The 24,501-nt window shown below is 59.2% G+C and carries 13 protein-coding genes; 6 read left to right on the top strand and 7 right to left on the bottom strand.

Annotation, left to right across the window (positions count from 1 at the left end; genetic code table 11):
- The first annotated feature begins 202 nt into the window (after positions 1 to 202).
- The 3 genes from P8A25_RS08955 to rplT all read left to right on the top strand — a co-directional run bounded on the left by P8A25_RS08955 (position 203) and on the right by rplT (position 2,632).
- Positions 203 to 1,765, top strand: coding sequence for a hypothetical protein (locus P8A25_RS08955; protein WP_215442231.1), 1,563 nt, complete (start codon positions 203 to 205; stop codon positions 1,763 to 1,765).
- A gap of 124 nt (positions 1,766 to 1,889) precedes the next feature.
- Complete coding sequence (rpmI, locus tag P8A25_RS08950) at positions 1,890 to 2,099, top strand: 50S ribosomal protein L35 (protein ID WP_012420592.1); 210 nt, start codon at positions 1,890 to 1,892, stop codon at positions 2,097 to 2,099.
- 149 nt (positions 2,100 to 2,248) lie between these two features.
- On the top strand, positions 2,249 to 2,632 hold the full coding sequence (rplT, locus tag P8A25_RS08945) for a 50S ribosomal protein L20 (protein ID WP_022396602.1): 384 nt from the start codon (positions 2,249 to 2,251) through the stop codon (positions 2,630 to 2,632).
- Between the two features lie 130 nt (positions 2,633 to 2,762).
- On the opposite strand, the gene P8A25_RS08940 is transcribed toward rplT, so the two are convergent.
- Positions 2,763 to 3,560, bottom strand: a complete 798-nt coding sequence (locus P8A25_RS08940) for a thioredoxin-like domain-containing protein (protein ID WP_022396603.1) — start codon at positions 3,558 to 3,560, stop codon at positions 2,763 to 2,765.
- A gap of 123 nt (positions 3,561 to 3,683) precedes the next feature.
- Between P8A25_RS08940 and rseP the strand changes: the two genes are divergently transcribed.
- The 3 genes from rseP (at position 3,684) to P8A25_RS08925 (ending at position 7,674) form a co-directional block, all read left to right on the top strand.
- Positions 3,684 to 5,129, top strand: a complete 1,446-nt coding sequence (rseP, locus tag P8A25_RS08935; protein WP_022396604.1) for an RIP metalloprotease RseP — start codon at positions 3,684 to 3,686, stop codon at positions 5,127 to 5,129.
- 34 nt (positions 5,130 to 5,163) lie between these two features.
- Complete coding sequence (locus tag P8A25_RS08930; protein ID WP_146018144.1) at positions 5,164 to 6,549, top strand: DUF6056 family protein; 1,386 nt, start codon at positions 5,164 to 5,166, stop codon at positions 6,547 to 6,549.
- 333 nt (positions 6,550 to 6,882) lie between these two features.
- Complete coding sequence (locus tag P8A25_RS08925; protein WP_102728251.1) at positions 6,883 to 7,674, top strand: PEP-CTERM sorting domain-containing protein; 792 nt, start codon at positions 6,883 to 6,885, stop codon at positions 7,672 to 7,674.
- 229 nt (positions 7,675 to 7,903) lie between these two features.
- Here the strand turns inward: P8A25_RS08925 and P8A25_RS08920 are convergent, their stop codons facing one another.
- The 6 genes from P8A25_RS08920 to P8A25_RS08895 form a co-directional block, all read right to left on the bottom strand.
- Complete coding sequence (locus P8A25_RS08920; RefSeq protein WP_404838662.1) at positions 7,904 to 11,047, bottom strand: UvrD-helicase domain-containing protein; 3,144 nt, start codon at positions 11,045 to 11,047, stop codon at positions 7,904 to 7,906.
- Between the two features lie 19 nt (positions 11,048 to 11,066).
- Positions 11,067 to 13,940 carry a PD-(D/E)XK nuclease family protein gene (locus tag P8A25_RS08915; protein WP_215442233.1) on the bottom strand — a complete coding sequence of 958 codons (2,874 nt, stop codon included), beginning with the start codon at positions 13,938 to 13,940 and terminating at the stop codon, positions 11,067 to 11,069.
- A 419-nt stretch (positions 13,941 to 14,359) separates the two neighbouring features.
- Positions 14,360 to 15,277, bottom strand: a complete 918-nt coding sequence (locus P8A25_RS08910) for a DMT family transporter (RefSeq protein WP_215442234.1) — start codon at positions 15,275 to 15,277, stop codon at positions 14,360 to 14,362.
- Between the two features lie 411 nt (positions 15,278 to 15,688).
- The gene (locus P8A25_RS08905) at positions 15,689 to 22,135 is read right to left on the bottom strand and encodes an alpha-2-macroglobulin family protein (protein ID WP_215442235.1); all 6,447 of its coding nucleotides are present in this window, start codon (positions 22,133 to 22,135) and stop codon (positions 15,689 to 15,691) included.
- A 431-nt stretch (positions 22,136 to 22,566) separates the two neighbouring features.
- Positions 22,567 to 23,754 (bottom strand): iron-containing alcohol dehydrogenase, encoded by a 1,188-nt coding sequence (locus P8A25_RS08900; protein WP_215442236.1) that lies wholly within the window; start codon positions 23,752 to 23,754, stop codon positions 22,567 to 22,569.
- A 95-nt stretch (positions 23,755 to 23,849) separates the two neighbouring features.
- Entirely contained in the window at positions 23,850 to 24,452 is a 603-nt protein-coding gene (locus P8A25_RS08895; RefSeq protein ID WP_215442237.1) for a hypothetical protein, read from the bottom strand.
- Positions 24,453 to 24,501 lie beyond the last annotated feature (49 nt).

Below are 24,501 nucleotides of genomic sequence, written 5' to 3'. Positions count from 1 at the left end.
CTGACTTTCAGGGAAAAAAGTTTTCTGCCGTTCCTGTTGATGTCCGGATGCCGCAAGGCTTGCGGCGCTCCCTGTGGCATGGAGTCCATTCCGTGCTAATCCGTAACGGATTAGAAATCCGTTAGTTTATCCGTCCAGGTGCCGGAGCGGCACTGGGTTCATTGACTGTGACGGAATGATGTTTGGCGTATTCTTTTTCTTCGTGATTCTAGCTTCTCTGCTTGTTTTATGGCGCTGGCGTGCGGATGACTGCATGCTGCCGTGGAAGAAGGTGGTGGCTGCCTGCGGAATTTGCAGTGTCATTCTTTTCCCCCTGGGTCTCGTGTTCCGTGCGGATGGCCTGTGTTTCGGAACCTGGGAGGGCGCCGCGTCCTCTATTGTCCAGTATGGAATTTTTTTAACGGCTTTATGCCTGTCCGTACAAGCGTTGAATGGCGTGGTATGGTATGGCGCGCGCCATGAAACGGAGTGGGGCCCCTGGGGGAAATGGGGCGTCATGGCCGTTATTTCCATCGCTGTGCTGGCGTGGTGGTTGCATGCGGGTTCACGGTGTTCCTTTGATTTCCAATATCGCCAGTATCCCCAAATCGTCAGCGGACAGTATAATTTGATGCATACGCTGGCCCACACCCTGCTGTGCAAGGGTGTTTTAAGCGTCTGGCCGGAATTTCAGGCCATCGTTCTGGTTCAACTGGGGCTGCTGTTGTCCGTTTGCTTCATGATCGTTTCCTGGGCGGCGCGCGAACGGATGCGGGCGCTGATCGTGCTGGGAGCCGTCTTGCTGTGCCTGTTCCAGTTTGAGATGGTGACGACGGTGATCAAGGACGTTCCCTATTCCATTTTCCTGATGGCGCTTACGGTGGGATTATGCTCCTGGTTATTGGAAAAACGCACCTCCGCCCTGTGGCTGATCGGTCTTGGGCTGGCCGGAACCGGGTGCCTGCGCTATGACGGAGCCGTTCCGTTTTTTCTTACTGTCGCGGCCCTGTCCGTCCATATGTTCCATCACCGTGAGGAATTCCGCCGCCTGGCGATTCCCGTGATAGGGGGAATTTGCTGCTGGCTGTTCGCTTTTCTCGTCCTTCCCTTTCTGATGGATGCGGAAAGCGGCGCGTCCGGCACCAAGTATGCCAAGATGGCTCATGTGGTCTGTGATATTGTTGCAGAGGGCGGGAAGGTGAGTGACGGAGACATGGAGCTGATTGAACGGGAAATCATGCCTAGGGACGTCATCATGAGGCAGTACCGCCTTTATGAAGATTCCCTGCATCCCGCAGTGTCAGCCGGGTACGGGCAGAAGTATCTCCACACGGGCCTGTTTGAGTCCTGGGAGACGGGAATGAAGTATGGGTTTGCGTGGACCTTGTCCGGCAAAGGGGAACTTGTCAGGAATCTGTTTTTCTCCGTTTCTGCGGACAATCCCCTGCTGGCGGGGAAGATTCTTCTTCTGAACAGCCAGATGGTTTGGAACTTGCCTGCGGGCAATGTCAGGGACATGCCGCAGCTTTCCCTGTTTTACGGCTGCGTGCTCAGCTTCCTCGTTTACGGAATGATGAAGAAAAAGGCGTATCTGATCCCTTTTGTGCCATTTTACGGAGTGGTTCTGGCCATTGGCGCGGCGGCGACTACGTATGAAGTCCGCTATATGCTGCCTCTGGAATTGCTGTTCCCCGTCCTGCTGCTTTATTCCATCTCCTGCGCCAAAAGAGCGGATGTCCCGAAGGAGAGAGAGAAAAAGGAAGGCCGCCTTTCCTCCGGAATTTGAGCGTGCCGCACTGGTCCGGGAGGGGGACCGGGCAGGTGGGGAAGCGTGCCATTTTAACCGGAAAAATGTTTCGGGGTCATTTTCCACTTGCCAAGAGCGGATTGGCGCCTATACTCTTTCCACCATGACCCGCAAAGGTGGTATCAATAAAACTCGCAAGGCAGTCGCCAAGCGTTTCAAGGTTACCGGCACGGGCAAGGTACTGCGCCGTAAACAGGGTAAGCGCCACATCCTCCAGAAGAAATCCAGCAAGCGCAAGCGTCAGCTTGGCAAGGTGGCTCTGGTGGACGAAACGCAAGTCTGGGCAGTCAAGCAGAACCTGCCTTTCGCCTAAACCGCGGAAACGCTCGACCAACGCCGAGCTTTCCCCCCGCTGAACGGGGGGCCTTCATGCAGCCTTCTTCCAATGAGAAGATAAGAACAGGCGAGACTGCAGGGAGGTGAGGAAGAACAGTCTGTTCAAGATAGAAATAGAAATAAGCTATGCCACGTGCCACTAATGGACCGGCCTCTCGCAAGCGCCGTAAGCGCATTCTCTTGCGTGCCAAGGGTTTCCGCGGTTTCCGCAGCAAACTCTTCCGCTATGCCAAGGATGCTGTTTACAAGGCTTGGCAGTATGAATACCGCGACCGCAAGAGACGCAAGGGACAATTCCGCCGTCTCTGGATCGCCCGTATTTCCGCTGCCGTCCGCGACCGCGGTCTGACCTATTCCCGCTTTATGGAAGGCCTGAAAGCCGCCAACGTCGATCTGGACCGCAAGGTCCTTGCCGACCTGGCCGTCTCCGACGAAAAGGCTTTTGACGCCATCTTCGCCCAAGCGAAGAAAGCCATTGAAGCCAAGGATGGTGCCGCTCTCCGCGCCTAAGACGCAGCAGAGTCCATCTGTTCAGTAAACATTAACAAACAGCCCCGGAGGTTAGCCTTCCGGGGCTGTTTTGCGTCTTCATGTCCGGGTGCGGAAAAAAAACGTGAAATCCCGCCAGGGGAGGATTCGTTTATTCGGATTCGGCCGTTGCCTCCTTTTCCTTTTCCGCGCTGGCCAGCTCCTCCACCTTCCGCACCAGTCCATCCATGCTGCCGGAAGCGATTTTGTTCCCGTTGGCGTCCACCAGCACCAGGGAGGGGATGGGACCGGGATAATTCTTGCGGATCAGGGGGCTTTCCTTGGAAAGGTTGTCCAGGTAGCCGAACAGGAAGACCGGCCACGGCATCTTATTGGAAACGGCCCATTTCTGGGCGCCTTCCAGCGCATGGTCCATGCTGCACAGGACTACTTCCAGATCCTTGCGGGGAGCGATTTTATCCCGGTACACCTCCAGGTTGCGCGGAAGGGAGGCCCTGCACGGGCCGCACCAGCTCGCGGAATAATACAGGATAAAATACCTGGCGTTCCATTTGCCGTCCATTTTGACGAACTTGCCGTCCTTTTCCCGGTAGGTCAGCCCTTTCAGCTGTTTACCCAGGACTCCTTTCGGGATGACCATTTTAGCCAGCTCCGCATCCGTCTTGCCGACCAGCTCCTTGTGGAAGTCAATCCAGTCCAGGTCCTCCCTGGAAAGTTTTTTGAGGGGAAAGGGGATTTTCTTTTTCGTGAAGACGTTCTGCATGATCGCGTTGACGCTGTTCAAGCCGGCCAGCCTGGCCTGGAAGGTGGCGCCCGTTTCCTTGTTCGTCCAGGTCCGGGTCATGGAGGGGATGTCCGCTTCTTCCTGAGGCGCGGCGTGAAGAAAGGGCGTACAGGCTATCAATGCGGCTGCCGGAATGCCCGTCATGAGAAACTTGGAGACAATCATCTTTCGTTGTTATGGTGTTTTCTGCCGCATGTCCAGAATTTAAATGTTCCCTCTGTCATTAGGACATCCTTGAAGCTTGTCCGCCGGGAGGCGTCATGATAGCCTGACCCACAAAGCACTACCATGGATAGCATTCTTTCCGTTCTTACCACCATTGCCATTATCTTCGGTGTGGTGATGTTGTTTAACTTCATGATTTTCATTCATGAACTGGGTCACTTTTTCGCCGCCCGCTGGCGCGGCCTGTACGTGGACAGGTTCCAAATCTGGTTTGGACGCCCCATCTGGAAAAAGACCGTCAACGGCGTGCAATGGGGGGTGGGCTGGATTCCGGCCGGCGGCTTCGTTTCCCTGCCGCAGATGGCTCCGATGGAGGCTATTGAAGGGAGAGCAGAGCTTCCCAAGGATTTGAAGCCCGTTACCCCCTTGGACAAGATCATCGTGGCCGCCGCCGGCCCCATCGCCTCTTTCCTGCTGGCCGTGTTTTTTGCCGTGGCCGTCTGGATGGTGGGCAAGCCTGATGTGGAGATGGGGGTGACTACGGTCGGCTTTGTTGCTCCGGACAGCCCTGCGGCCCAGTCCGGCATTCTGCCCGGCGACAGGATTGTGAAGGTGGACGGCCGCCCGGTGGACAAGTGGGCGGGCAATATGGAAGGCGTCCGGGAACTGATTATGCTGGGTGAGCATGACCAGGTAGTTTTTACGGTGCAGAGGCCTGGGCATGAAGGAGAGATGGAAATTTCCTGCGGGTTCCGGATTCCGGAAACGTCCTGGTGGCAGCGCTCCGGCATGCGCCAGGTAGGGCTGATGCAGGCGATGCCCTGCGTCATCGGGGAAGTGCTTCCCAATTCTCCTGCCGACCAGGCCGGATTGAAGCCGGGCGACGTGGTGACGGCTGCCAACGGGGAACGCATCTGGAGCCCTGCGGCGCTGGATGGGCTGTTGAAGAAGAATGAACCGCTTCTGCTGGACGTGACGGGCAAGGATGGCGCCGCGAGGCAGGTGAACATCCAGGGCAGGCTGCCGGAGAACTGGCACAACGGCGCGAACGGCTCCCTGCTCAAGGGCGCCCAGCCCATTCTGGGCGTAACCTGGGACCTCAGCTCCGTGGGCCGTGACGTAACCGTGCATCCTACTCCGTGGGCGCAGATCAAGCAGAGTTTGAAATGGATGGGAGATACCCTGGCGAAGGTGGCGGCCCCCGGCAGCAGCGTGGGCGTGGAGCACCTCTCCGGCCCTGTGGGAATTGCCAACCAGTTTTACAAGATGTTCTCCCTGGAGGAAGGCTGGAAGCTGGCCCTGTGGTTCTCCGTGGTGCTGAACGTGAACCTGGCTATCCTGAACATCCTGCCTCTTCCTGTGGTGGACGGCGGCCACGTGGTGATGAACACCATTGAGCTGGTTTTCCGCCGCCCCCTGAACGTGAAAGTGCTGGAATTCGTGCAGTTCGGCTTCGTCTTCCTGCTGATGGGCTTCTTCCTGTTCGTGACATTCAAGGACGTGGGGGATTTCTTTGGCAAGAAGCCGGACAAGCTGCCCACCCCGGTATTCAAGGCCGTGACGGATTAAACGCGGGCGGCGACCCTTGATACGGCTTGATTCCATGAAGCAGTCACTGGCGGCGCGTTTCCTGTTCCGGGCGGTGGTGCTGGCGCTTCTCGTGTACGCCATGCTGCTCACCTGGTGGACCCCCTTCACCGGGGACAGCTTCATGCATTCCGTATTCGGGGCTGGCCACCGTCTTGCCTTCCAGCCCGTGCTGGAACGGTGCTGGTGGTCGTACATGAACTGGAATCCCCGCCTGGGGGAATTCCTGGCTGTCTTTACGGCCACGGCGGGGAAGTGGCTTTTCCTGGCCGTCAATCCCTTCGTGATTCTTTCCCTGGCCCTGATGATGTTTTACCTGGCGCGGGGAAGGAGGGTGAATTCCGGGCACTGGCGGGATGTTCTGCTGTTTTCCGTGGGCGCCCTTCTTCTGCTCACGTCTTCATCCAGGCCGGGCATCACGATGTTCTGGCTGTCCGGAGGGACAAACTATGCGTGGTCAGCCGCCGTCTGGCTGGGCTTCCTGTGCCTGTACCGCGGCTTATGGGCCGGGACCTCCCGGATTAAGGACAGGCCCTTTTCCTGGCTCTGGATAGGCGTGGCGGCTTTTGCCGCCGGGATGACCAATGAGAACCAGATTCCCGCTTCCCTGGGCATGCTGTTCCTGTACTGGCTGTATGCGCGCTGGAAGAGCCTGGTTCTTCCCCGCTGGTTCTTCGTCGGCTGGGGTTTTCATGCCCTGGGTGGCGCCTGTCTTCTGCTGGCTCCGGGAAACGGCGTGCGTCTTCATTCGGAGACGGCGGGTGGCGCCGCCGTCCTTCACTCCTGGGCGGAGCGTTTCGGCGCCATTCCGGAACTGATGAATGCTTTTTACGAGTTCATGCCGCTTCCTAAAATCCTGCTGGCAGCCGTCGCCGTGGCCCTGATCCTGCTGACGTGGAGAAGAGGTTGGAAGACTTGGAAGGGGGCTTCTCTCCGCCGCATGTGCGTTTCTCTTCTGTTCATTCTGGTGGCCCATGCCATGGCAATCAGCTTTTTTGTGCGCGTGATTCCCGCTTGGCATGCCATGTTTTCCGCTACGGTGCTGATGATGACGGGCATCCTGGGACTGTACGGGGTATGGATGGACGCCGCGCAGAGGCGTTGGATTCCTTCCTGCGTGCTGCTTGCGGCGGCCGGGCTGGCCCTGTGGGTATGCTCCGGGTATCTGGATGCCTTCCCGCGCATCCACCGCCAGTGCGAGGAACGGAAAATGTTCATCCGCCATGAACTGGAAAAGGGAGAGAGAAACATTGCGGTCCCTCCTTATGAGCCCGTGCCTCTGGCTCCCTATGTTTCCGTGATGTGGCGCATGAGCAGCGGAGACCCGGATGAATTTATCAACCGTTCCATTGCCCGTTATCTGGGAATTGAAAGCATCCGGGTGGCTGTGCCTGAACATTGACCGTCTTTTTTGGCGAATAGCTGTTTTCCCGGCGCGGCCGTATTCCGGTGGAAACGGCGGCGCGGTAAAAGTCCGGCTGTTTTTATAAACCGCCCTCCGGCCATCTTTTCTTTACTCGAATGCCGGTGGAACAGGAATGCTCTTGCGGATCAATAATCCGATGTCAATGGAAAACACTAAAAATTAAATAATATATCTTTTTTGTTTTCCATGTATTGAGGGATTCATATCAAGATATAAATATATATAATGTATTTAATATAAATAGATTTAATATTAATTAAAGATTTTATGCAATCATCGGATTATTGATCCGGTTTACTTTGTGTCACCATGAAGAAGTCCTTGTTTTCTCTGGCTCTGATTTCAAGTTCCCTGCTGGCAGTGCAGGCGGCGACTGTGCAAATTGACTTCGGGCGCGATGACGCCGCGACAGACGGAGCCCTCAATATGAATTACGGCCATTCCTCCGCAGCCCTGGGCACGATGCCGGGCGACGTCACTTTGGGATGGAGCACGGCCGGATACCCTGTGGGGGATGACGGCCATACCACGACCAAGACGCCCGGCGAAGAAAACGGGTGGAAGAACGCTTTTGGCGGCAGCATGCCTTTCTCCCTGGGAGACAGCTTCCGGGACGGCCTTTTAACGCAGACGGCGACCGGTTCCGGTTCTTTTACCGTGACTTTCAGCGGTCTTGCCGCCGGGGAATATACCTTGTCCCTTTTCGGCGGTTTCACGGGTAAGGACGTCTTTGCCGGACAGACGTGGACGATCGGAGGCGCCGACGCTTCCAACGCGACCTGGACAAACTTTGGCACAAACGCCAGCGGTGATTGGAACGAGCTTTCCACGACGACGGGCGACAGTTCCGGCGTTCTGGCTCCCGGGAATGCCGCAGACGGCTCCAATCCTTCCGCCAACAAGGGCCTTTATTCCACGGTGGAGCACATCGTGGTGGGGGAAGACGGGACGCTTACTCTCACGATTCAGGGGGACGGTTCCAGCAATTTTGGCCGTACGGCCCTCAATTACCTTTCCCTGACCCAGGTTCCGGAACCTGCTACGGCTACTTTGAGCCTGCTGGGCCTGGCCGCTCTGTGCCTGCGCCGCCGCCGCGCCTGACCAGGAAGGTTCCAACCGTTTTTATTCAAAGCTGTTCCGCGTCCGCGCGGGACGGCTTTTTTATTTAACGGCCTTTCCCTTTCCGCGCCTTCGGGGCGGCATGTTTTCCAGCCGCGGCAACGGTTTTTTCCATAGGGGCATTATCCGTCGTTAACATAGGAACGCAGGGAGGAACGGCAAGGAAAATGCGGGGAAAGACAACTGCCGGTCCTTCAGGAAAAAAATTCCTTTAAATGCGGATGGTTTCCTTCAAATGGGTGGAAACAATGATGCACGCGATTCGTTCCGGCGGTATTCCCGTGATTCTGGACACGATGCGGGCGTAGGCGTTCAACTGGTTGGAGTGGCGTTCCCGCAATTGCTCCGGAGAGTTCGCATGGTCCGTCTTGAAGTCCACGATGCAGGCGCTTCCGTCATGAAGGAGCAGCCTGTCAATCACGCCGGAGATCCAACTGTTCCCGTCAATGGCTTCAATGCGCTGTTCCTTCATGATGCGTGCCGTTCCGGGAGGGGTGAAGAGTTCGCGGATGGAGGGAATCTCCATGCAGGCGGCCACCGTGCGTTCCGCCTCCGTGGCGGGATGAAGAGCCCATTCCGGCTTGTCCGATTCATCCCAGCGGGTAATCCGTTCAAAGACGGCGTGAACGGCTGAACCGAATGCGGCGGATTCCGCATCGTCGGCATATCTTCCTTCGTAGGCCGCGTCTTCTGCCGCCGGCAGGCCGGAGGGGGAAAGCCGCTCCCTGACCATCGGTCGTTGGAGGGGCCATTCCGGCGTGTCTTCCTCCGCCTGTTCCCGTACGGATTCCGTGAATTCTCCGTACCACCCGCCATGGCCGCAGGAATAGAGGCATTCCGCCCCGGATTCCGGAAGCGTGTCTTCCGTTCCTTTTTCACAGGACCGGGCTGCGGAACGGACGACCTTCCACATGGAATCCGCGGTCATTTCACCTTTTTCTTCCCGGTAGGGGAGAATGACGTACGTGGCCCGCTTGGCGCGGGTGAGCGCCACGTACAGTTTGCAGAAGCCGTCAAACTGCTGCTGGGCGCGCCATTCCCGGTAAAGCTCCTGGAGCTGCGGAACGTTCGTGTAAACGTGCCTGGAAGGGACCAGCACGATTCCTTCTATGCTGCCCTCCCGGTTCTTTTTGACAAAGTGGGTCAGGTGCCTTCCGTCCGCAAAGGGGGCGTCCCTGCCGATCTGGGGCAGGATGACGATGTCGAATCCCAGGCCCTTGGATTTGTGGATGGTCATGATCCGGACGATGCCCCCGGCAGGATCCTCCCGGCGGGTCACGTCTTCCATGTGCCTGATCCATTCATCCAGGGAAACGCCTTTCTCGTCCACCTGTTCCGCCTCATTCTTCCAGACGGCCAGGCGGTCCCGGTGGAATTCGGTCAGTTCCGTTCCCGTCCGGGCCAGCCTCCGCTCCAGTTCCTCCATGACGGCGGCGTAGCCGTCCCGTTCCAGCAGGAGGCGCCAGGCCTTCCAGTCCATGCCTTCAGGCCGTTCCGGAGTGACGAGGGGCCGGAGGGGGGAATGGGTGAGCAGGCCTGCGGCAAAGGGGTCTCCCGGCATGAGCAGCCAGCGGAAGAAGTACAGCAGGTTTTTTCCCAGGGGGGAATCCACGCCCACCGGAACGTCGTCGCATACCTCCGCGGGAACGCCGTGGTCCGTCAGCCAGGTCTTGATGGCTAGCGCCTGGTTTTTCGTGCTGACCAGAATGGCGGTTTCCAGGCCGCGGCGCAGGGCTCCGGTACGTTCCAGGATGTCGGCTGCCGCCTGGCACACCAGGTCGTTGGCGGTGGAGGATTCCGCCTTGGGCGTCTGCCAGATTTGGGAGACGCCGGACCGGCCTTCCAGATGGGGGGCGCACCGGTGCTCCGGATATTCCCCCCATTGTTCCAGGGCGGCGGGTTCGCAGTCCGGCGCCGTCCGGGCGTAGTCGCAGATGTCGTTCACCAGGTCCAGCACGGGCTGGACGGAACGGTAGGAGGTGGACATGCCGCGTTCTTCCAGTTGAAGCTGGGTGGAAACGGAGCGGAAAAGCTCCGGATCCCCGCCGCGCCACTGGTACACGCTCTGCTTGATGTCCCCCACCACGAAGATGCTGCCTTCGCTCCCGGCCTTGGATTCCGTCAGGTCGTCCAGAAAAGGCTTGATGACGCGCCACTGGGACTGGGACGTGTCCTGGAATTCATCCAGCATCCAATGGTCATAGCGGCAGTACATGCGGTATTGCAGGTCTCTCTTGAGCTCCGGCGTGACGGCTCCCCCGCCCAGCATGCGCGTGACGTCGTGAAACAGGAACCTTCCCTTGTTGCGGACCAGGGAGGAGTATTTGCCTTCAAAAAGGAGCATCAGTCCGTGCGTGGCGCGGGTGCGGCGCAGCGCCTGCAGGACCTCCATGCGCAGCCAGCTCTGGATGAGTTCTTCCAGCGGAGGGGACCAGAAGTCCTTGAATTTTTCCCGCGCCTCTTCCACGGTGATGTTCCAGGAAGAACCTCCGTCCGTGCGGAAGCGCACGCGGCCCAGCCTGGCGTATTGGGAGAAACCGTTCAGGAAGCGCAGGAACAGTTCTTTGCTTTTGGAGCCGTTTTTCCCTTCCGGAGCGGGCGCCTGCTGTGCCTGGAAAGCCACGGCATGCAGGACGGCGTCAAATTGTTCCAGGGGAACGGGGGGCGCCAGTTCTTCCGGCGTGAAGCCCAGCGCGACGGGGTTTCCCCATGTTCCGGCGTCCGGTTCGTCCAGGAAAAGTTCGTGGTAGGTGTTGAGACGCCGCATCATGGAATCCTCCGCATCCGCGGCTTCCGCATCGGAGTCCGCTCCGGAGAGGAAGGCGTCTTCAAAATCCCGCCTCCGCTCCCTGTTCACGGAGCATTCCCGGTACAGGGAAAGCAGGGCTTCGCGGCGCGCCAGCTTCTCCGCCGTGGTGTCAATCATGCTGAAGCCGCTGACGCCCAGCTCAAAGGTGCTGGTGGAGGCAATCTGGGCAAAAAGGCTGTCAATGGTGCAGAGGTTGAGGCGCGCCAGGTTCTGCACCAGGATGTGCAGCAGATGCCGGAAACGCTCCCGGTGCAGGTTTTCCGCCTTCCATGCCTCCGTTGCTCCGGGCCAGATGCCGGGTTCCCCCGGCGTTCCCTTGATGACCGTCCAGAGCTGTTCTTTCAGGCGTTGCGCCCCCTCCTCGTCCGTAGCCCCCGCAGCCAGGTCCGTCAGGATGCGGTCCTTGAATTCCCCTGCCGCCTTCCGGGTGAAGGTGATGGCGATGAGCCGTTCGGGGTGGCTGCCGTGGTTCAGAGCCAGCAGCCCCAGGAAGCGCAGGGAAAGCTGGTAGGTTTTTCCCGTTCCGGCGGATGCGGAGATCAGCATGTTGGTCAGGGAGAACATCTCAGAAAGGCAGGTGGGGGGTGAGGTTGAGGCCCAGCAGGTCCTGCAGGCTTTCACGCCGGGAGGCCATCAGGTCCTTGAACACGTCGTAGGAGGGAGGGTTCCAGCCCAGTTCCTCCGCGGTGATGAGCCCGCGGCCTTCATGAAGGAGCTTCATCAGCTCCACTGTCCAGGCGCGCGCGCTGTCCAGCGCGCATTCCTCATAGCCGGGCATGGGGTCGTGAAGCGTGTCCCAGGCGGAGATGCCGATGTCCAGCGGATTGGCGGGAAGGGCGTAATACGCCGCCGAAGGGTGGCCGCCATAGGCTTCCGCGGCCCACAGCACGTAAACGGGCAGTTGCAGGTCTTTCCAGCGCGCGTGCGCCAGCCTTCCGTTTTTCTGGCGTTTGGTGTAGGGCCGCAGGGCCGGGGAAAGCAGGGACAGGGCGTCCGGGCGCCCGATCGTTTCCAGATGCTTTCTTTCACAGGATGCGGCTGCTCCCGTTTTGTAGTCAATGACCCGTATGCGGCCGTCCGCGTGGCGGTCGATGCGGTCAATGCGGAATTTCATGGGGAAGCCGCCCAGGGACCAGTCTTCCACCTGGTGTTCAAAGGCGATGCAGGACCAGCCTTCCTGAAGGTCCTGCAAATGCTGGACGGCGTAAACGGAAAGCCTCTGCTCCATGGAGCGTTTTTGCAGCAGCAGGGGCATGAGGGGCGTGGGACCGTATTGTTTCCGGAAGGTTTGTTCCAGTATTTCCGTGATGGCGTCCTGAAGGGCGGCGGCTTCCATGCCGTCTTTCAGGACGGCGTGTTCCCGGCAGAAGCATTCCAGCACATCGTGCAGCATGGTGCCCAGTTCGTTGACGGCCATGTCCTCCTTGTCCGGCAGGAACTCCTCCTCATTCATGTGCAGGGCTTCCCGCATCCAGAAGCGCATGGGGCACGCCAGGAACCTTTTGAGGACGGAGGGGGAAAAGGCCAGCCCTTTTTCCTTCCACGGGTTTTTGTAGCCGGGCGCCATCGCGCCGATGTCCGTGGCGGCCTTCCAGCCTTCTGCGGGCTGAAGGTACCAGCTTCCGCGCTGGTAGGGGAGGGGTGCGGGCGGATCGCTGATTTCCCGGAAAAGCTGTTCCACGCGGTGCGGCAGTTCCGCGTCCGGGCAGCGCATGAGCAGGGAGGAAGGCGTCAGCGGATCGTTTTTGCTGCTGGTCCGGGAGAGAATGATGGTGAGGCTGCCCTCCCGTTCCCGTGAATGGAGCAGGGCGGTCAGCAGGAAGCTGTCCCGGGCTTTTTTCCGGTTGAAGGAATCGATGCCCAGGGCTTCCCTCAGTTCCTCCGGCATGAACTGGTCGGAAACGCCGCCTTCCGGTACGGTCCCCTCGTTCAATCCCGTCAGAATAAGGTGTTTCTCCGGGCGGAAGTGGACTTCCATCCAGCCCAGGGAATCCAGTGCCGCGTGGGCCTTCCTTCTGTTTTTGACGCGCAGCGGCTGAAGGCATTTCATCAGGAGCTGGAGGGCCGTCTCCGGTCTGGAGAAGGCGGTGGAGCGTTGCTGAAGGCGTATGAGGCCGGAAAGGCAGGAATGGAGCATTTCCATGGCTTCCGTTTCCGGACCGTAGGCGTTCGCCAGGGCCGGGAACCATTCCATCAGCCTTTCCCCCAGCGTGCCGGGTTCCGCCATCCGGTTCCGCCAGGCCAGAATGGCCTGGATGGAAGGGAGGGCGCCCGGATAAAATTCCTTCAGTCTGGAAAGCAGGTAATCTTCCGATTCCGGAAGGAACTTCTGCTGGATTTTATCCAGCGCGGCGCAGCAGTACTGCTGGTTGCCTATTCCCAGGGAGGCGCAGAGCAGGGAGGAACGCGCCAGGCAGAAGACGGGCCGGGCCGCGCCCTTTTCTTCCAGCGCCTGCCGCAGGTGGCGGAGCAGGTCCATGACGCCGGTTCCGGCAAAGGGTTTCCCTTCCGGATTGTGGAGGCCCCAGCCGTATTCCCGCAGGGCGGCATCCAGGGCTACGTTCATGTCCGGGTCACAAACGCCCAGGGCGACGTCCGGCGTTGCTCCCTCCGCTGTGCGGGCGATCATGCGGCACGTTTCCCCAGCCAGCCGGGCAGGGTTGGCCGTGATCCTGATCTGGGCGTCGCTGATATGGATGGGGCACTGGGACCAGACTTCCGGAAGGGGGCATCCCCAGGAGTCAAAGGAACCGGCTTCCTCTTCCGGCGCGTGTATCCATATCTGGACGGGCACGCCGCTGCGTTCCGCATGCTGGAGGGCCTGGCGCAGGGGGCGCGGAACGTCCGCTACGCAGGCCAGGATGACGTGCCCTCCTGTTTCCCGCAGGGAATGGAGCAGATGCGGCGGTGCTTCCGCCTCCATGGCGGTTCTGTCCGCAAGCTGCCAGCCTTTCAACTGTTGCGTGCAGTACTCCGACAACCTGTCCATGTCCGTCCAGCGTTCGTCACGGCCCGCGCAGGAATCCTGGGCCATGCCGCAGGAAATGCCCTGGTTCGCCATGGCGTGTTTAAGGCTTTGCAGGCTGCCCGCCATTTCCAGCATGCTGGAAAAATCCTCCGGCATGTGCCGGGGGAACAGGCGCGGATAAAGACGGTGGGGAGAGGTTCCCAGCGCCTGGAGCCAGCCGGCCAGTTCTTCCAGGACGGAAGCCGTTTCCTCCTTTTCCTCCAGCCGGGGGAACTGGTCCGCCGGAATAACCTGGGGGGCGAAGATGGCCTGTGCGCTGGAAATGGAGGCAAGGTATTCCCTCAATTGCCTGCCGGATTCCCGTGTGGGGACCAGCACCAGATTCCGGTGGAAGTCGTTTCCCAGGGAAAGCAGCCGCTCCGCTACAGCCCGGCAGGCCGGTTTGTCCCAGGATAGAAAGAGTCGGTTCATGGCAGGGAAGCAGGACTCCCCGGAAAGGGGAAAAGGCGGAGACTACGGGCGTATTATACCTTGCCGGGGCGTATTTTCCCATCTATTTTTTCAGGGCTGCCGGGAGGGGGATGGGAGATCACGGAGTGTCAGGGGCTTTAGTGGCGTTTTAGCTTTGAGGGAGGGATGCCTTTTTTTGTATCCGCGGATTTTTGCCTGGGAAGGAAGGCTTCCGGTTTTTGGACGGGAGCTTTTCCGCCCCTTCGTGGAGGGGAATTTTTCTCTTGCTGTGTTCCGCCCGGCGTCCGTAGGGACCGGGAGGACCTTCTTCCCAGAAGGGAGTTCACCAAGTGGGTTTTTCGGGGATGCCCCGCCTCCCTAAACAAGTGTGTTCATTCCTGCGTGGCTGTAGAAGGCCGTTTTCTGAAGTTCCCGATTATTTACGGCTCCTGAACGGCGGTCTTTTTTCCGGTTCTGGTGACCAGAAGCACGCCCGTGAAGACCAGCAGGACGGAAAGGGTTTTCATCCAGCCGAAGTGGTCCATGCCCCACAGCACCGCTACGGAAGAGGCAATCACCGGCTGGCAGTAGTTGTACATGCTGACCGCGGTGGGTTTCAGCCGCTGCTGTGCGAAGGACAGGCAGATGTAGCTTACAAAGGTAGCGAATGCCACCACGTAGGCAATGCCCAGCCACGTCTGCATGGGAAGTGCGGAATAACGGATGGAAACCACGTCCCGGAAGGTGAAGGGCAGGCAGGCGATGGCGGCGTAGGTGAACATCCATTTCATCAGGGTGACGGGCGAGTATCTGCTGATCAGGTTTTTAAAGAAGACGAAGTAAACGGCTACGCTGCACTGGGAGGCCAGGCAAAGGATGTCCCCCAGCAGGTTGTTGTCTCCCGGCAGGGCCGCCGCACGCCCTCCGCTGCCGGAAACCAGCAGAATGGCTCCGATGGCGCTGGCGCAGACTCCGATGATTTTTTTCCCCGTGATCATTTCCCGGAGGACGAAGGCCGCCAGAATCATGGTCAGTACCGGCGTAATGGTGGTGATGATGGCCGCATCCGCCGGAGAGGTGAATCCCACGCCCACCGTGAAGGCCATCTGGTTGAAAATGATGCCGAACAGGGAGGCGTAAAACAGGGTCAGCCGGTCCTTCCTTGCAATGGTTTCCCCGGGCACGAAGGCGGAGGCCAGCCAGAACAGGATGGCCGCTCCCAGCAGGCGGAAGGTAGCCAGGGAAGCGGAGTTGACTTCCCCCGGCTGCATGACCAGTTTGCTGACCGGAGACATGAGGCCCCAGATAACGGCCGCCGCTCCCATCGCGATGTGTCCCTTCAGGGTTCCGGATTCCATGGTACGGCCCGCTGCGCAGCGGGCAACGCATTCTCCGCTTCCGCGGACGGATTGCAAGAGTTTTTAGCGCGGAACCGCAGCCCCGGAGAGAACGGTCAGGCGGGGAGAGGGGCATGCTCATCCGGGGAATTGGGAAGGTATGGCTCTCCGGTTTTTTCCCCCTGACGCCGGGCAGGTCCGGTTTCCGTCTTCATTTGATTTTAACGGGAAAATGATTGACCTGCCGTTCGTCCAAAATTGCATCGGCTCCTATGGGGCGGGAGTGGCGGTATTGCCCGCTTTCCGCCTCAACTCCATGCGGCAGGATTTGAGGCGGAACAGGAATAAGAAGACCCTGGCTGAAGTCCTGTTCCTTTACGGGGGCGCTGATGCAGGCGTTTTTAATCGGGGTCCCTGCGGGTGGCCGGGCTTCTATTCGGCAGGCATGGAGATGCCGATTTTGTGTTCCTTGCTGTTGCCGCGGAGTTCCGGCGCGTACATGGCCTCAATGACGGCCGGCAGGGCGCTGAAGCGTCCCGGACGTTCCGCGCGCAGGCGGTGGCTGATCTGGTATTGTCCCATGGGCAGGGAGGAAAGGAAGACGCGTATTTCTTCATCCCCTATTTCCTTGTAGCCAGATACGGTCCCCATCCAGGCGTAGCCGCTGGTGGTTTCCTGTGATTCGCATCCCGCGGGCTTGGGGTCCAGGAGCATGAGGTATTCCACGTCGTTCTTCGTTTTCACGGTCATCACCACTTCAATGATGTCGCCGCTGGCGATGACGTCTCCGTCTTTCAACAGCGTGCGGCGGGTCAGGTCCTTGCCCTGGGAGACGAGCTCTCCGGCATCCGTTTGGGTGTCCTTCACGGAGTCGTCCTTCACCGTTTCCTTCCGGATGCGGTAGTAGGAGCGTTCCACGGTGACGGCATTCCCCGCGGCGGAAATGGGGTCTTCCAGGGAGAAGTAGCTGAGGGTGGAATTGGCATAAATGTTTCCGCTGCCCTTCTTCCTGCGGATGGTGATGACGTGGCTGCCGTCCGCCAGGTCTTTCCCGCTCATGCGGAAGGCGTTGTCAAAGGTGAACAGGGTCTCCTTCGTACTGGCGATCGTTTTGACCGGAACGCCGTCGTAAAGGATTTCCGCTTCCATGTCCTCCATGCCTTCCCTGGTCTGGAGAAGGTAGGCGGACAGGGCTTCCAGACAATCCGCCGTATCCTTGGTGGAGTCCCAGTAGGAACCGTTGGCGCGGTTGTTGAGCAGCCATTTGGCCAGGCGCGCCGTGACGGGATTGCCGGGGTCGCTCTTGGCCATCAGTTTCAGGTAGGCGGCCTGCGTGGCTACGCCGCTGCCGTACCACCGCCACCAGTAGCCTTCATTGGGAAGGCGCAGCCATGCGGTTTGCAGGGAGTCGTCCTGCTGGAGGAACTGGGAAATGATGGGCATTACCTTCTTGAAGTCGTCCATGCGGTGGGCGTCCAGCAGGATTTCCGCCAGTTGAACCTGGCTGATGACGGGAAGTTCCAGCCTGTCGCGGAACAGGTAGCGTTCCATGGGCAGGTTTTTGACGCCGCATTCCGCCAGAACGGAATAAACAAGGGTGTCCGTGGCGGAGGCCGTCAGGCGGTAATCCCCCAGCTTGCGGATGGCTTCCTTCTTCTTCGGCCCGTCCGGCAGTTTTTCCAGTTTCCGGTATTCGTCTCCTTTCTCAAGAAGAGCGGCCTGGCTTTTCTGATAGTTTTTCAGCCAGCGGACGGCTCCGGAAAGCATCCCATCCGGGACATTGACCGTGTTTGAAGCAATCTTCAAGCCGTGCGCCACATGGGCCGTCATGACGGGGTCTCCCTCGCTGGCTCCTCCGAACCATCCCCAGGAACCGTTGGAGAGCTGCTTCTCCCGGAGGGAGGAGATTCCCTTGGCGGCCATCTTCTTCAGCGCGGCTTCATCATAAACGGGGTTGCGTTCCAGCTTCTTCATGACGCTGTCATGGAAGGCCTTGTTCTTGATGGCCTGGGGATTCAGATTGCGGTGGCTTTCCAGAGCCGCGCCGGGATTCAGACCGAGCTGCTTGAGCGCGTCCGTCACGACGAGAGCGGGCAGGAAGCGGTTGAGCGTCTGTTCCACGCAGCCATAGGGGTATTCCGCCAGGTAGGGCAGGGCTTCCACCATGCTGAGGGCGATGCTGGGGGAAACCTTGACGACCAGCTCGCTTTCCTCCCTGCGCCGCTGCTGCGGCAGGGAAATGGAGAGTTTCTGCTCCTGTTCTCCGGGAAGCACCACGGCGCTCCCCGCATGGAGCTGCTTCATGCCGTGCACCAGCACGGGGAAGTTCATCTGCATGGCGTCTCCGGTGGAGCCGGACGCCGCCTCCATGGCGACGGCGGCGGTTCCCTCCCTGATGGCGGCGGTCCACCAGTTGACGACTGCCTGCCCCTGGGCGGGAACGTCCACTTCCCGCACGGCGGAATTGTCCGTATCTGCGGCGAGCCCCTTTACGGCCGGAGCGTCAGCCGGGAGAAGTTCCAGGCAACCGTCTTTCAGGGAAATGGAAACGCGGGCGCGGACGGCCTTGTCCGTCCGGTTGCGGACCAGGGCGCTGAGCATCACTACGTCTTTTTCCACAAAGAAGCGCGGGGCCTGCATGCTGACCATGAAGTCCTTCGTGGTCAGGAATTCCGCGGAAGCCTGCCCTACCTGCAATCCGGGGGTGATGGCCCAGGCGGCGGCTTTCCAGGTGGTCAGGTTGTCCGGCATCTCCACAGGAACGGTAACGTTCCCTTCCTCATCCGTCCTGAGCGTGCCGCACCACTTGATGCAGTCCGCAAAATTGGTGCGCAGTTGAATGTGCGGGGAACTGTTCTCCTGCACGTCTGCGTCTCCCTGTCCGGCTGCAAAGGAATCACTTTCTGCGCTTTCTTCATCCGCAGCCATCTGCTGCATGACCGGAACCGGTGCGGCGGCGGGGACTGCCGCTCCTTCAGCCAATACGCGGCTTGCGGCTTTTCCGCTGATAGCATAATTACCGGATCTGACTCCTGCGGTAGCAAAGCCGTTGACGGCTCCTTTTTCCCTCCGCAACAGATAGCCGTAGTCACTGTAGAGCAGGGATTGGAAGTAGGGCTGGTCCGGGCCGCGGTCCTGCTGCGTTCCGGCGGCCGTCATTTTTTTCAGGCTGAGAAAGCCGGTTTCGTTCAGGCTCCCCCAGACGGTCTTGGCGATGTCCGTAATATTGGGGCGTGCGATATATTCCAGAGCCTTGTCATAGACGGCCAGGGTAACGATGCCGTTCCTGACGGGTTTGCCGTCCGGACCTTTGACCTGAACCGTTACTCGCCCTTCTTCACCGGGCTGGTATTGGGATTTGCCCGGTGTTACGGAAGGAGCCAGAATCTGGCTGGCTGGCGGAATCAGCAGTTCGGCGGAAGCCGTGTGAAGTTCCCCGTTTCTGACGGTGAAGGCGTTCACGCCCATGTTGGGCATGTCTTCCCGGGTCAGGGGGCATTCCACCAGGGCGGTTTGCCGGTCCAGAGGGACCAGGCTGCGGGACTCGTCTTTCCAGGAATTGCGCAGGAAGGTCCAGACGCGGGCGTCCGGATAATCAGAGGCGAGGAGCAGTTTGGCCGTATCTCCCGGTGCGTATTCCTTCTTGTCCGGAGTGATGGAAAGGGGATTGATTTTAAAAGGATTCTGTTTGCCCTTGCCGTAGGAAAGGAACTGGAAAGACTCTTCCACCCTGTTGCCGTGTTCGTCCTCCAGGGTAGAGGAAAGGGCATACAGGCCGGATTCCCTGGTCTGGAAGGACAGGGTGGCTTCCCCTTCCTTTCCGGTGGTGATATTCCAGGTTTCCAGAGCCTCCCGGCTGCCGTCCGCGCGGATATGCTGCAAAACGGAGGTTCCCTTGGCGTGAGCAATCTTGGCGCCGTCCGCCGTGGCCGCAGTGATGGAGGCCTGCACCGGCGTTCCAGTGGGGGCGTAGCCGCGGTTCAGGGCGGTGAAGATGTTGAACGGGCGGAAGGTGGCGATGACCTGCCCGGAAGCGGAAACTTCCCGCAGGGAGGCATCCGTCACGCTGGCGGAGACGCGGTAAGTGATGTTCTGGGATGCGAAATCCCGGGCGTCCTGCGCCGTGGAAAGCTCCACGGACGCTTTTCCGTCCTTATCCAGCGGCACCGTCTTTTCCAGGACGGTCAGGGGTGCATCCGGAGAAAAGGGAATGTAATACGGACTGAAAGACCTGTCGTACAGCCAGCTCCATTTCCAGTAGGGCGTCCAGACATCCGCTCCCAGTGTCCGGGTGATCGTAATGGTGGCCTTCCCCTCGCTTACGGGACCGCCCGCGTAATAGTCCGCCTGAATGGAGACGGGAATGGGCCGGCCCAGGCGGATGGGTCTGGAGGGGGCGTCCATCCTGACGGAGAATTCCGGCTTCTTGTACTCTTCCATACGGAAGAGAGGGGCATACAGCCGGAAATCCGGGGCCGCGGAATCATGCAGCTTCAGCTTGGCTCCATACTGGCCCAGCGGAGCTTCCGCAGGAATGAGCAGTTCCAGTTCAAAACAGCCGGTGGAATCCGTCGTGACGGTTTTTGGCGGAAAAACGCTCTCATCCCCGGTTGGGGAAGTAATGGTCAGCGTCAGCTTTTTTCCGGCGCAGTCCTTCGTTCCGGGATTTGCGATGTCCGGACGGAAGAGGACGCCCTTGAACCGGGCCGTCTGTCCGGGGCGGTATACGGGCTGGCTTTCCAGGAAGAAGCAGGAATAGGGGTCGGAGGCCTTGTTTGCCGTATCCATGAGATAATTGCCGGATTCCCAGCCGTAATCCGATACTCCCGCCAGCACATAGCTGTCCCCTTTGGAAGCGATGCCCAGGAACATGTTGTAAGAAGGAGTGCGGGAACCGCGGGGAGGGATTGTTTCTATCATGGCTCCGTTCTTGTCCGTGGTTCCCTTCACCTGGTGTTTTTGGAGCGTTTTATCCTCCTGGTAGCGAAGGAGGCGCAGGCTGCCCCCTTCCACGGGCATTCCCGTTCCGGCATCCGCCAGGAACCAGAGGTTGCCTTCCGGCACGGAACGGCGCACCAATACCATGTCTGACAGAGTGAGGAAGCGGTGGAACCGGTAGCCGTTATCCAGCGTGACGGTAAGCAGGTACCAGCCGGGCTTGCGGGTGGGCACGGGAATCTGGGCGATGCGGTTCAGGTGCCGTTCCCCGGGAGCCAGAGCTACCTTTTCCCCTTTGATTTCTTCACCCAGATAGCGGGCGTAGGACGGCTCATGCAGCAGATTGAAAAGGAGGGTCCCCAGGCTGGAATACTTTTTCCTGTACGCGTTGCCCAGCGTGCTGGAGGTCTGCACCTTGTCCATGCGTTCCTCCTGCCACCGCTTCATATCCACGGAGCGGGCCGTCACGCTGGCCTGGGCGGCGTTGCGGTAGGAGAAGGCGACCGTCACCGGTTCCCCCGCCAGCAGCGTTCTTTTATCCGCATCAAACATTCCGTTGGGTTCCGTGATGGAGGCAATGCGCTTCTTCAGGTTGTCCGCAACGTGCAGGAAATCCTCCTTGTCCGCTTGATTCCAGGATTGTGCGTTCCAGGTCTGAAGGATTTTGCCTAAAAGCTCCGCGGCAGCGGGCCTCTGGTTGCGGGCCAGGAACTCATTGGCTGCCAGATTGCCGGCGTTAACGTAATAATCCGGCTCCGGAGTTACTCGGACCGCAGCGGCGATCCGGATGAAATCGTAATCCGGAGGAAGGGTGGTGAGCAGGAATTTTCCGTTGCCCGTCCGGTCGGTTTTAACGACGGTCTGGTTCGTTTTCAATTCCTCCGGGTTGATGCCCGCCACCATGCCCGCGTTGCCGGGGCCGTACACGAACTCCTGGTCCGGAGCCGTATTGGAATAGGAGAACAGCCGGTGGCACCAGGAGGCGGTGAAATAGTTGACCTGGTTGGCTAGTTCCGGGTTCGCCTGAATGGCGGCGTCCAGCAGCCAGCGCATGCGTTCCCCGTCGTTTTTAGCCGTCTCCCAGGAGGAAGAGGCATGGTAAAAGACGACTTCCGGCTTCCCCGTTTTGGCATTGACCGTGACGGGCACGGTGGCGACGTTCCGGAACGGGGGGGCTTCCTCCCTGGCGACGTACCCCGGCAGTTCCTTCAGGCTGGTGAGGTTCCCCAGGGCGGCGTAAGCCTGGAAGGGGGAAAGGGAACTGTAGCGGCTGCCTTTCACCAGCAACGCCTGAGCCGTCATGAAGCGCAGTTGTCCCAGAAGCTTCATGTTCTTTTCCTTCTCCGCCAGTTGCATGGCCTTGGAAAGGCACCGCAGGGCTTCCACCCGGTCCCTTGCTTCCCCGGAATATTCCCCGTCCCATGGCTCGGCGCTGCGGATGTAGGCGCCGTCCACCAGTTTGAACGTATGGCTGGCGTTCTGGTACAGATGGGCAGCGTCCATCAGGAAATAGGGATTGCCGCCGTGGCGTTTCATCTGCTCTTGCAGAATGGTATCCAGATTCGTGGAATCGTCCAGGGCATTGAGACGGGTCAAAGCCTGGTAATAAAGAAGAAGGTCCGCTCCGCTGTACTGGTCGTCGTATTCGTCAAGCTGTTTTAAAGCCTGTTCGGCCGCATTCTTGAACAACCTCTTTTCCAAAAGCTTTTCAATAGCCTCCACGGACTGCTTCCTCTGCTGGGAAACGGAAGTTGCCTTGTCCGCATCCTTGGCGCCTTTTTGGGATGAAGAAGTGGAATCTTCCGGAAGTCCTCCCTTGTCATCGGCATGGGCGGACGGGCCGTCCTGACGCTGCGGTGGAGTGGAAGCGGCTGCCGGGCACGGCATTCCGGAAGCCAGCAAGCCTCCCGCCAGAAAAAGCAGGGAAAAGATTCTGTTCATTCAACCAGACTACTTCCATGTAAAATATTTGGCAAGTTACAAGTAGGTTACAACATGCGGGAGATTGTCTTAATGCCGTTCAATGGCCAGAAGCGTTGGAAGGATTGACTTTCAACGAGCAAACCGGACTTCTTTTACGTTCCGGCCTGTATTCCGGTGCGGATCGTCTGCCGCGGCGTCCTTTTTGAGCTTTCAGGGCGGCTTCCTCAGGTTCCCCTCCGGAGGATATGCAACCGCCGTCTTCTCTTCTTCCCAGGGAAAGGGACTGCCTGGGTATATTTATATTCCACTGCCGTCCCCTCGTCCCGGAATCAGCTCTGCCGGATAAGGGAGTCGAACCGCATGCATGTTCATGTCTCTGCGGGAGGGAAAGACGGCCTGCATGGCTGGCCGTCCCGGAATGCAGGAGGGAGGAAGAAACAGGGATGCCGTCAATCGGGCAGCGGGCCTTCGCATGCCAGGCGGTAAATGGCCTGGACGTCCCGGGCGTCCAGTTTTTCCAGCCCCCCGATGGGTCCGCGCACGCTGATGGCCTGTTCCGCCATCAGGGGAAAATCCCCGGACTTGATGTTCAACTCTTCCATGGTCGTCGGAAGCCCCAATTCCAGGTAAAAACGTTCCAGACGGGAAATGCCTTCCCGGATGAGGGCATCCGGCTCCCGGAAGGAACCCTCCACGCCCATCACCTTCACGGCGAACTGCGCGAACATTCCTTGGTGTTTGGGGGAAACATACTTCATCCATGCCGGGGTGACGACGGCCAGGCCCGCGCCGTGGTCCACGTGATACAGGGCGCTCAGTTCGTGCTCCATGGCGTGGCAGCCCCAGTCCTGTTCACGGCCCACGCCCAGCAGGTTGTTATGGGCGAGGTTGCCGGAAAACGCAATCTCCGCCCAGGCGTCGTAATCGTGCAGGTTCCCGTTCAGGATGCGGGCGTTTCTCATGATGGTGCGCAGGGTGGTTTCGCAAAGGCCGTCGGAAAGATCCGTATGCAGGGTTCTGGTGAAATAGCGCTCAAAAATGTGGCTCATCATGTCGCTGACGCCGTTGGCCATCTGGTGGTGCGGGAGCGTGAAAAACAATTCCGGGTTAATGATGCTGAACACGGGGCGCAATTTGGGAGAACCGTACCCCAGCTTCCGCCTGGTTTCTTCATTGGTGATGACCGTGTTCGGGCTGCTCTCGCTGCCTGCGGCGGGAATGGTCAGCACGGTGGCGACGGGCAGCGGGTCCGCCTGCGGCTGTTGTTTGGAAAGATACAGGTCCCATACGTCCCCTTCATGGGGAACGCCCAGCGCAATCGCCTTGGCGGAATCAATCACGCTGCCGCCTCCCACAGCCAGCACGAGGCCCAGGCCGTGTTCCCGGCAGAGGCGGATGCCCTCATACACCAGGGGAAGCGTGGGGTTCGGCTGAACGCCGCCCAATTCCTCATACTCCACGCCGGCGGCTTTCAGGGAAGCCGTGACGGCGTCGTAAAGGCCGGAACGCCTGATGCTGCCGCCTCCGTAGTGGAGGAGGACTTTTTTGCCGAACGGCTTGAGAAGGGCGCCCGCTTCATGCTGGGTTCCTTTTCCGAAAATGAGCGTGGTCTTGTTATCGTAAACGAAATTGAGCATGGCGGGGATGCGGTGACGGTACCTTTAACGCTACGGCTCTTCCGTCCCCGGCTCAAGGCTTTTGTGCGCTCCGTTCCGCTTCCGGAAGGGCGGATTTATTGTTCCGGAGGATGTTTTTCCATATACCGTTCCAATTCCTCCCTGTTTTTCCGGAGCTGATTCAATTGGCCGGAGCCTTCCTGAAGATAATTGACGTCTCCCGAAGTCCAGAACGAATAAACGTGGTCCAGCACGGATGACTGAATAGGGGGACAGGAATCCTCATCTTCCATGAATTCTTCTTTCAGAGCTTGCAGAATCAGGTCTTTGCAGCCCAGGTCCGTACTGAACAGCATGCCAGAGAAGGCTCCGTGATGATTCTTGCCGCCCCGGAAGCGGGAAAGCAAATGGAGATAAGTCTTCAATTCCTGTTCCGCAGCAGGTTCCAGTTTCAAAAAGGAACGCCGGACTCTCATTTCTTCCCCGTTCCACCACAAATCATAGGGCGTCATGGCGGGCGGATGGTCCATCCGGCTGAAATCGTACAGAAAGCGGGAATGCCGTCCCAGATACGTGGTGGCTGTGTGGAGAAATCCCTGGTGGATATAGGCGCCCCCGCACTGGCCGTCCGAATAAATTTTCATCCAGGCCGTGGCGTGTTCCGGAGCATTGGGGAACAGATCCTTCCAGACCGGATTTGTGGAAAGAGGCAGCGTCATACACTCTTTCCGAAGGAATGCTTCAGCAGACTTGCCCTGGCGCAAAGAG

The organism is Akkermansia sp. BCRC 18949 (genome assembly GCF_045011645.1).
Classification (GTDB): domain Bacteria; phylum Verrucomicrobiota; class Verrucomicrobiia; order Verrucomicrobiales; family Akkermansiaceae; genus Akkermansia; species Akkermansia massiliensis.
This window is presented reverse-complemented; position numbering and strand designations above follow the sequence as displayed.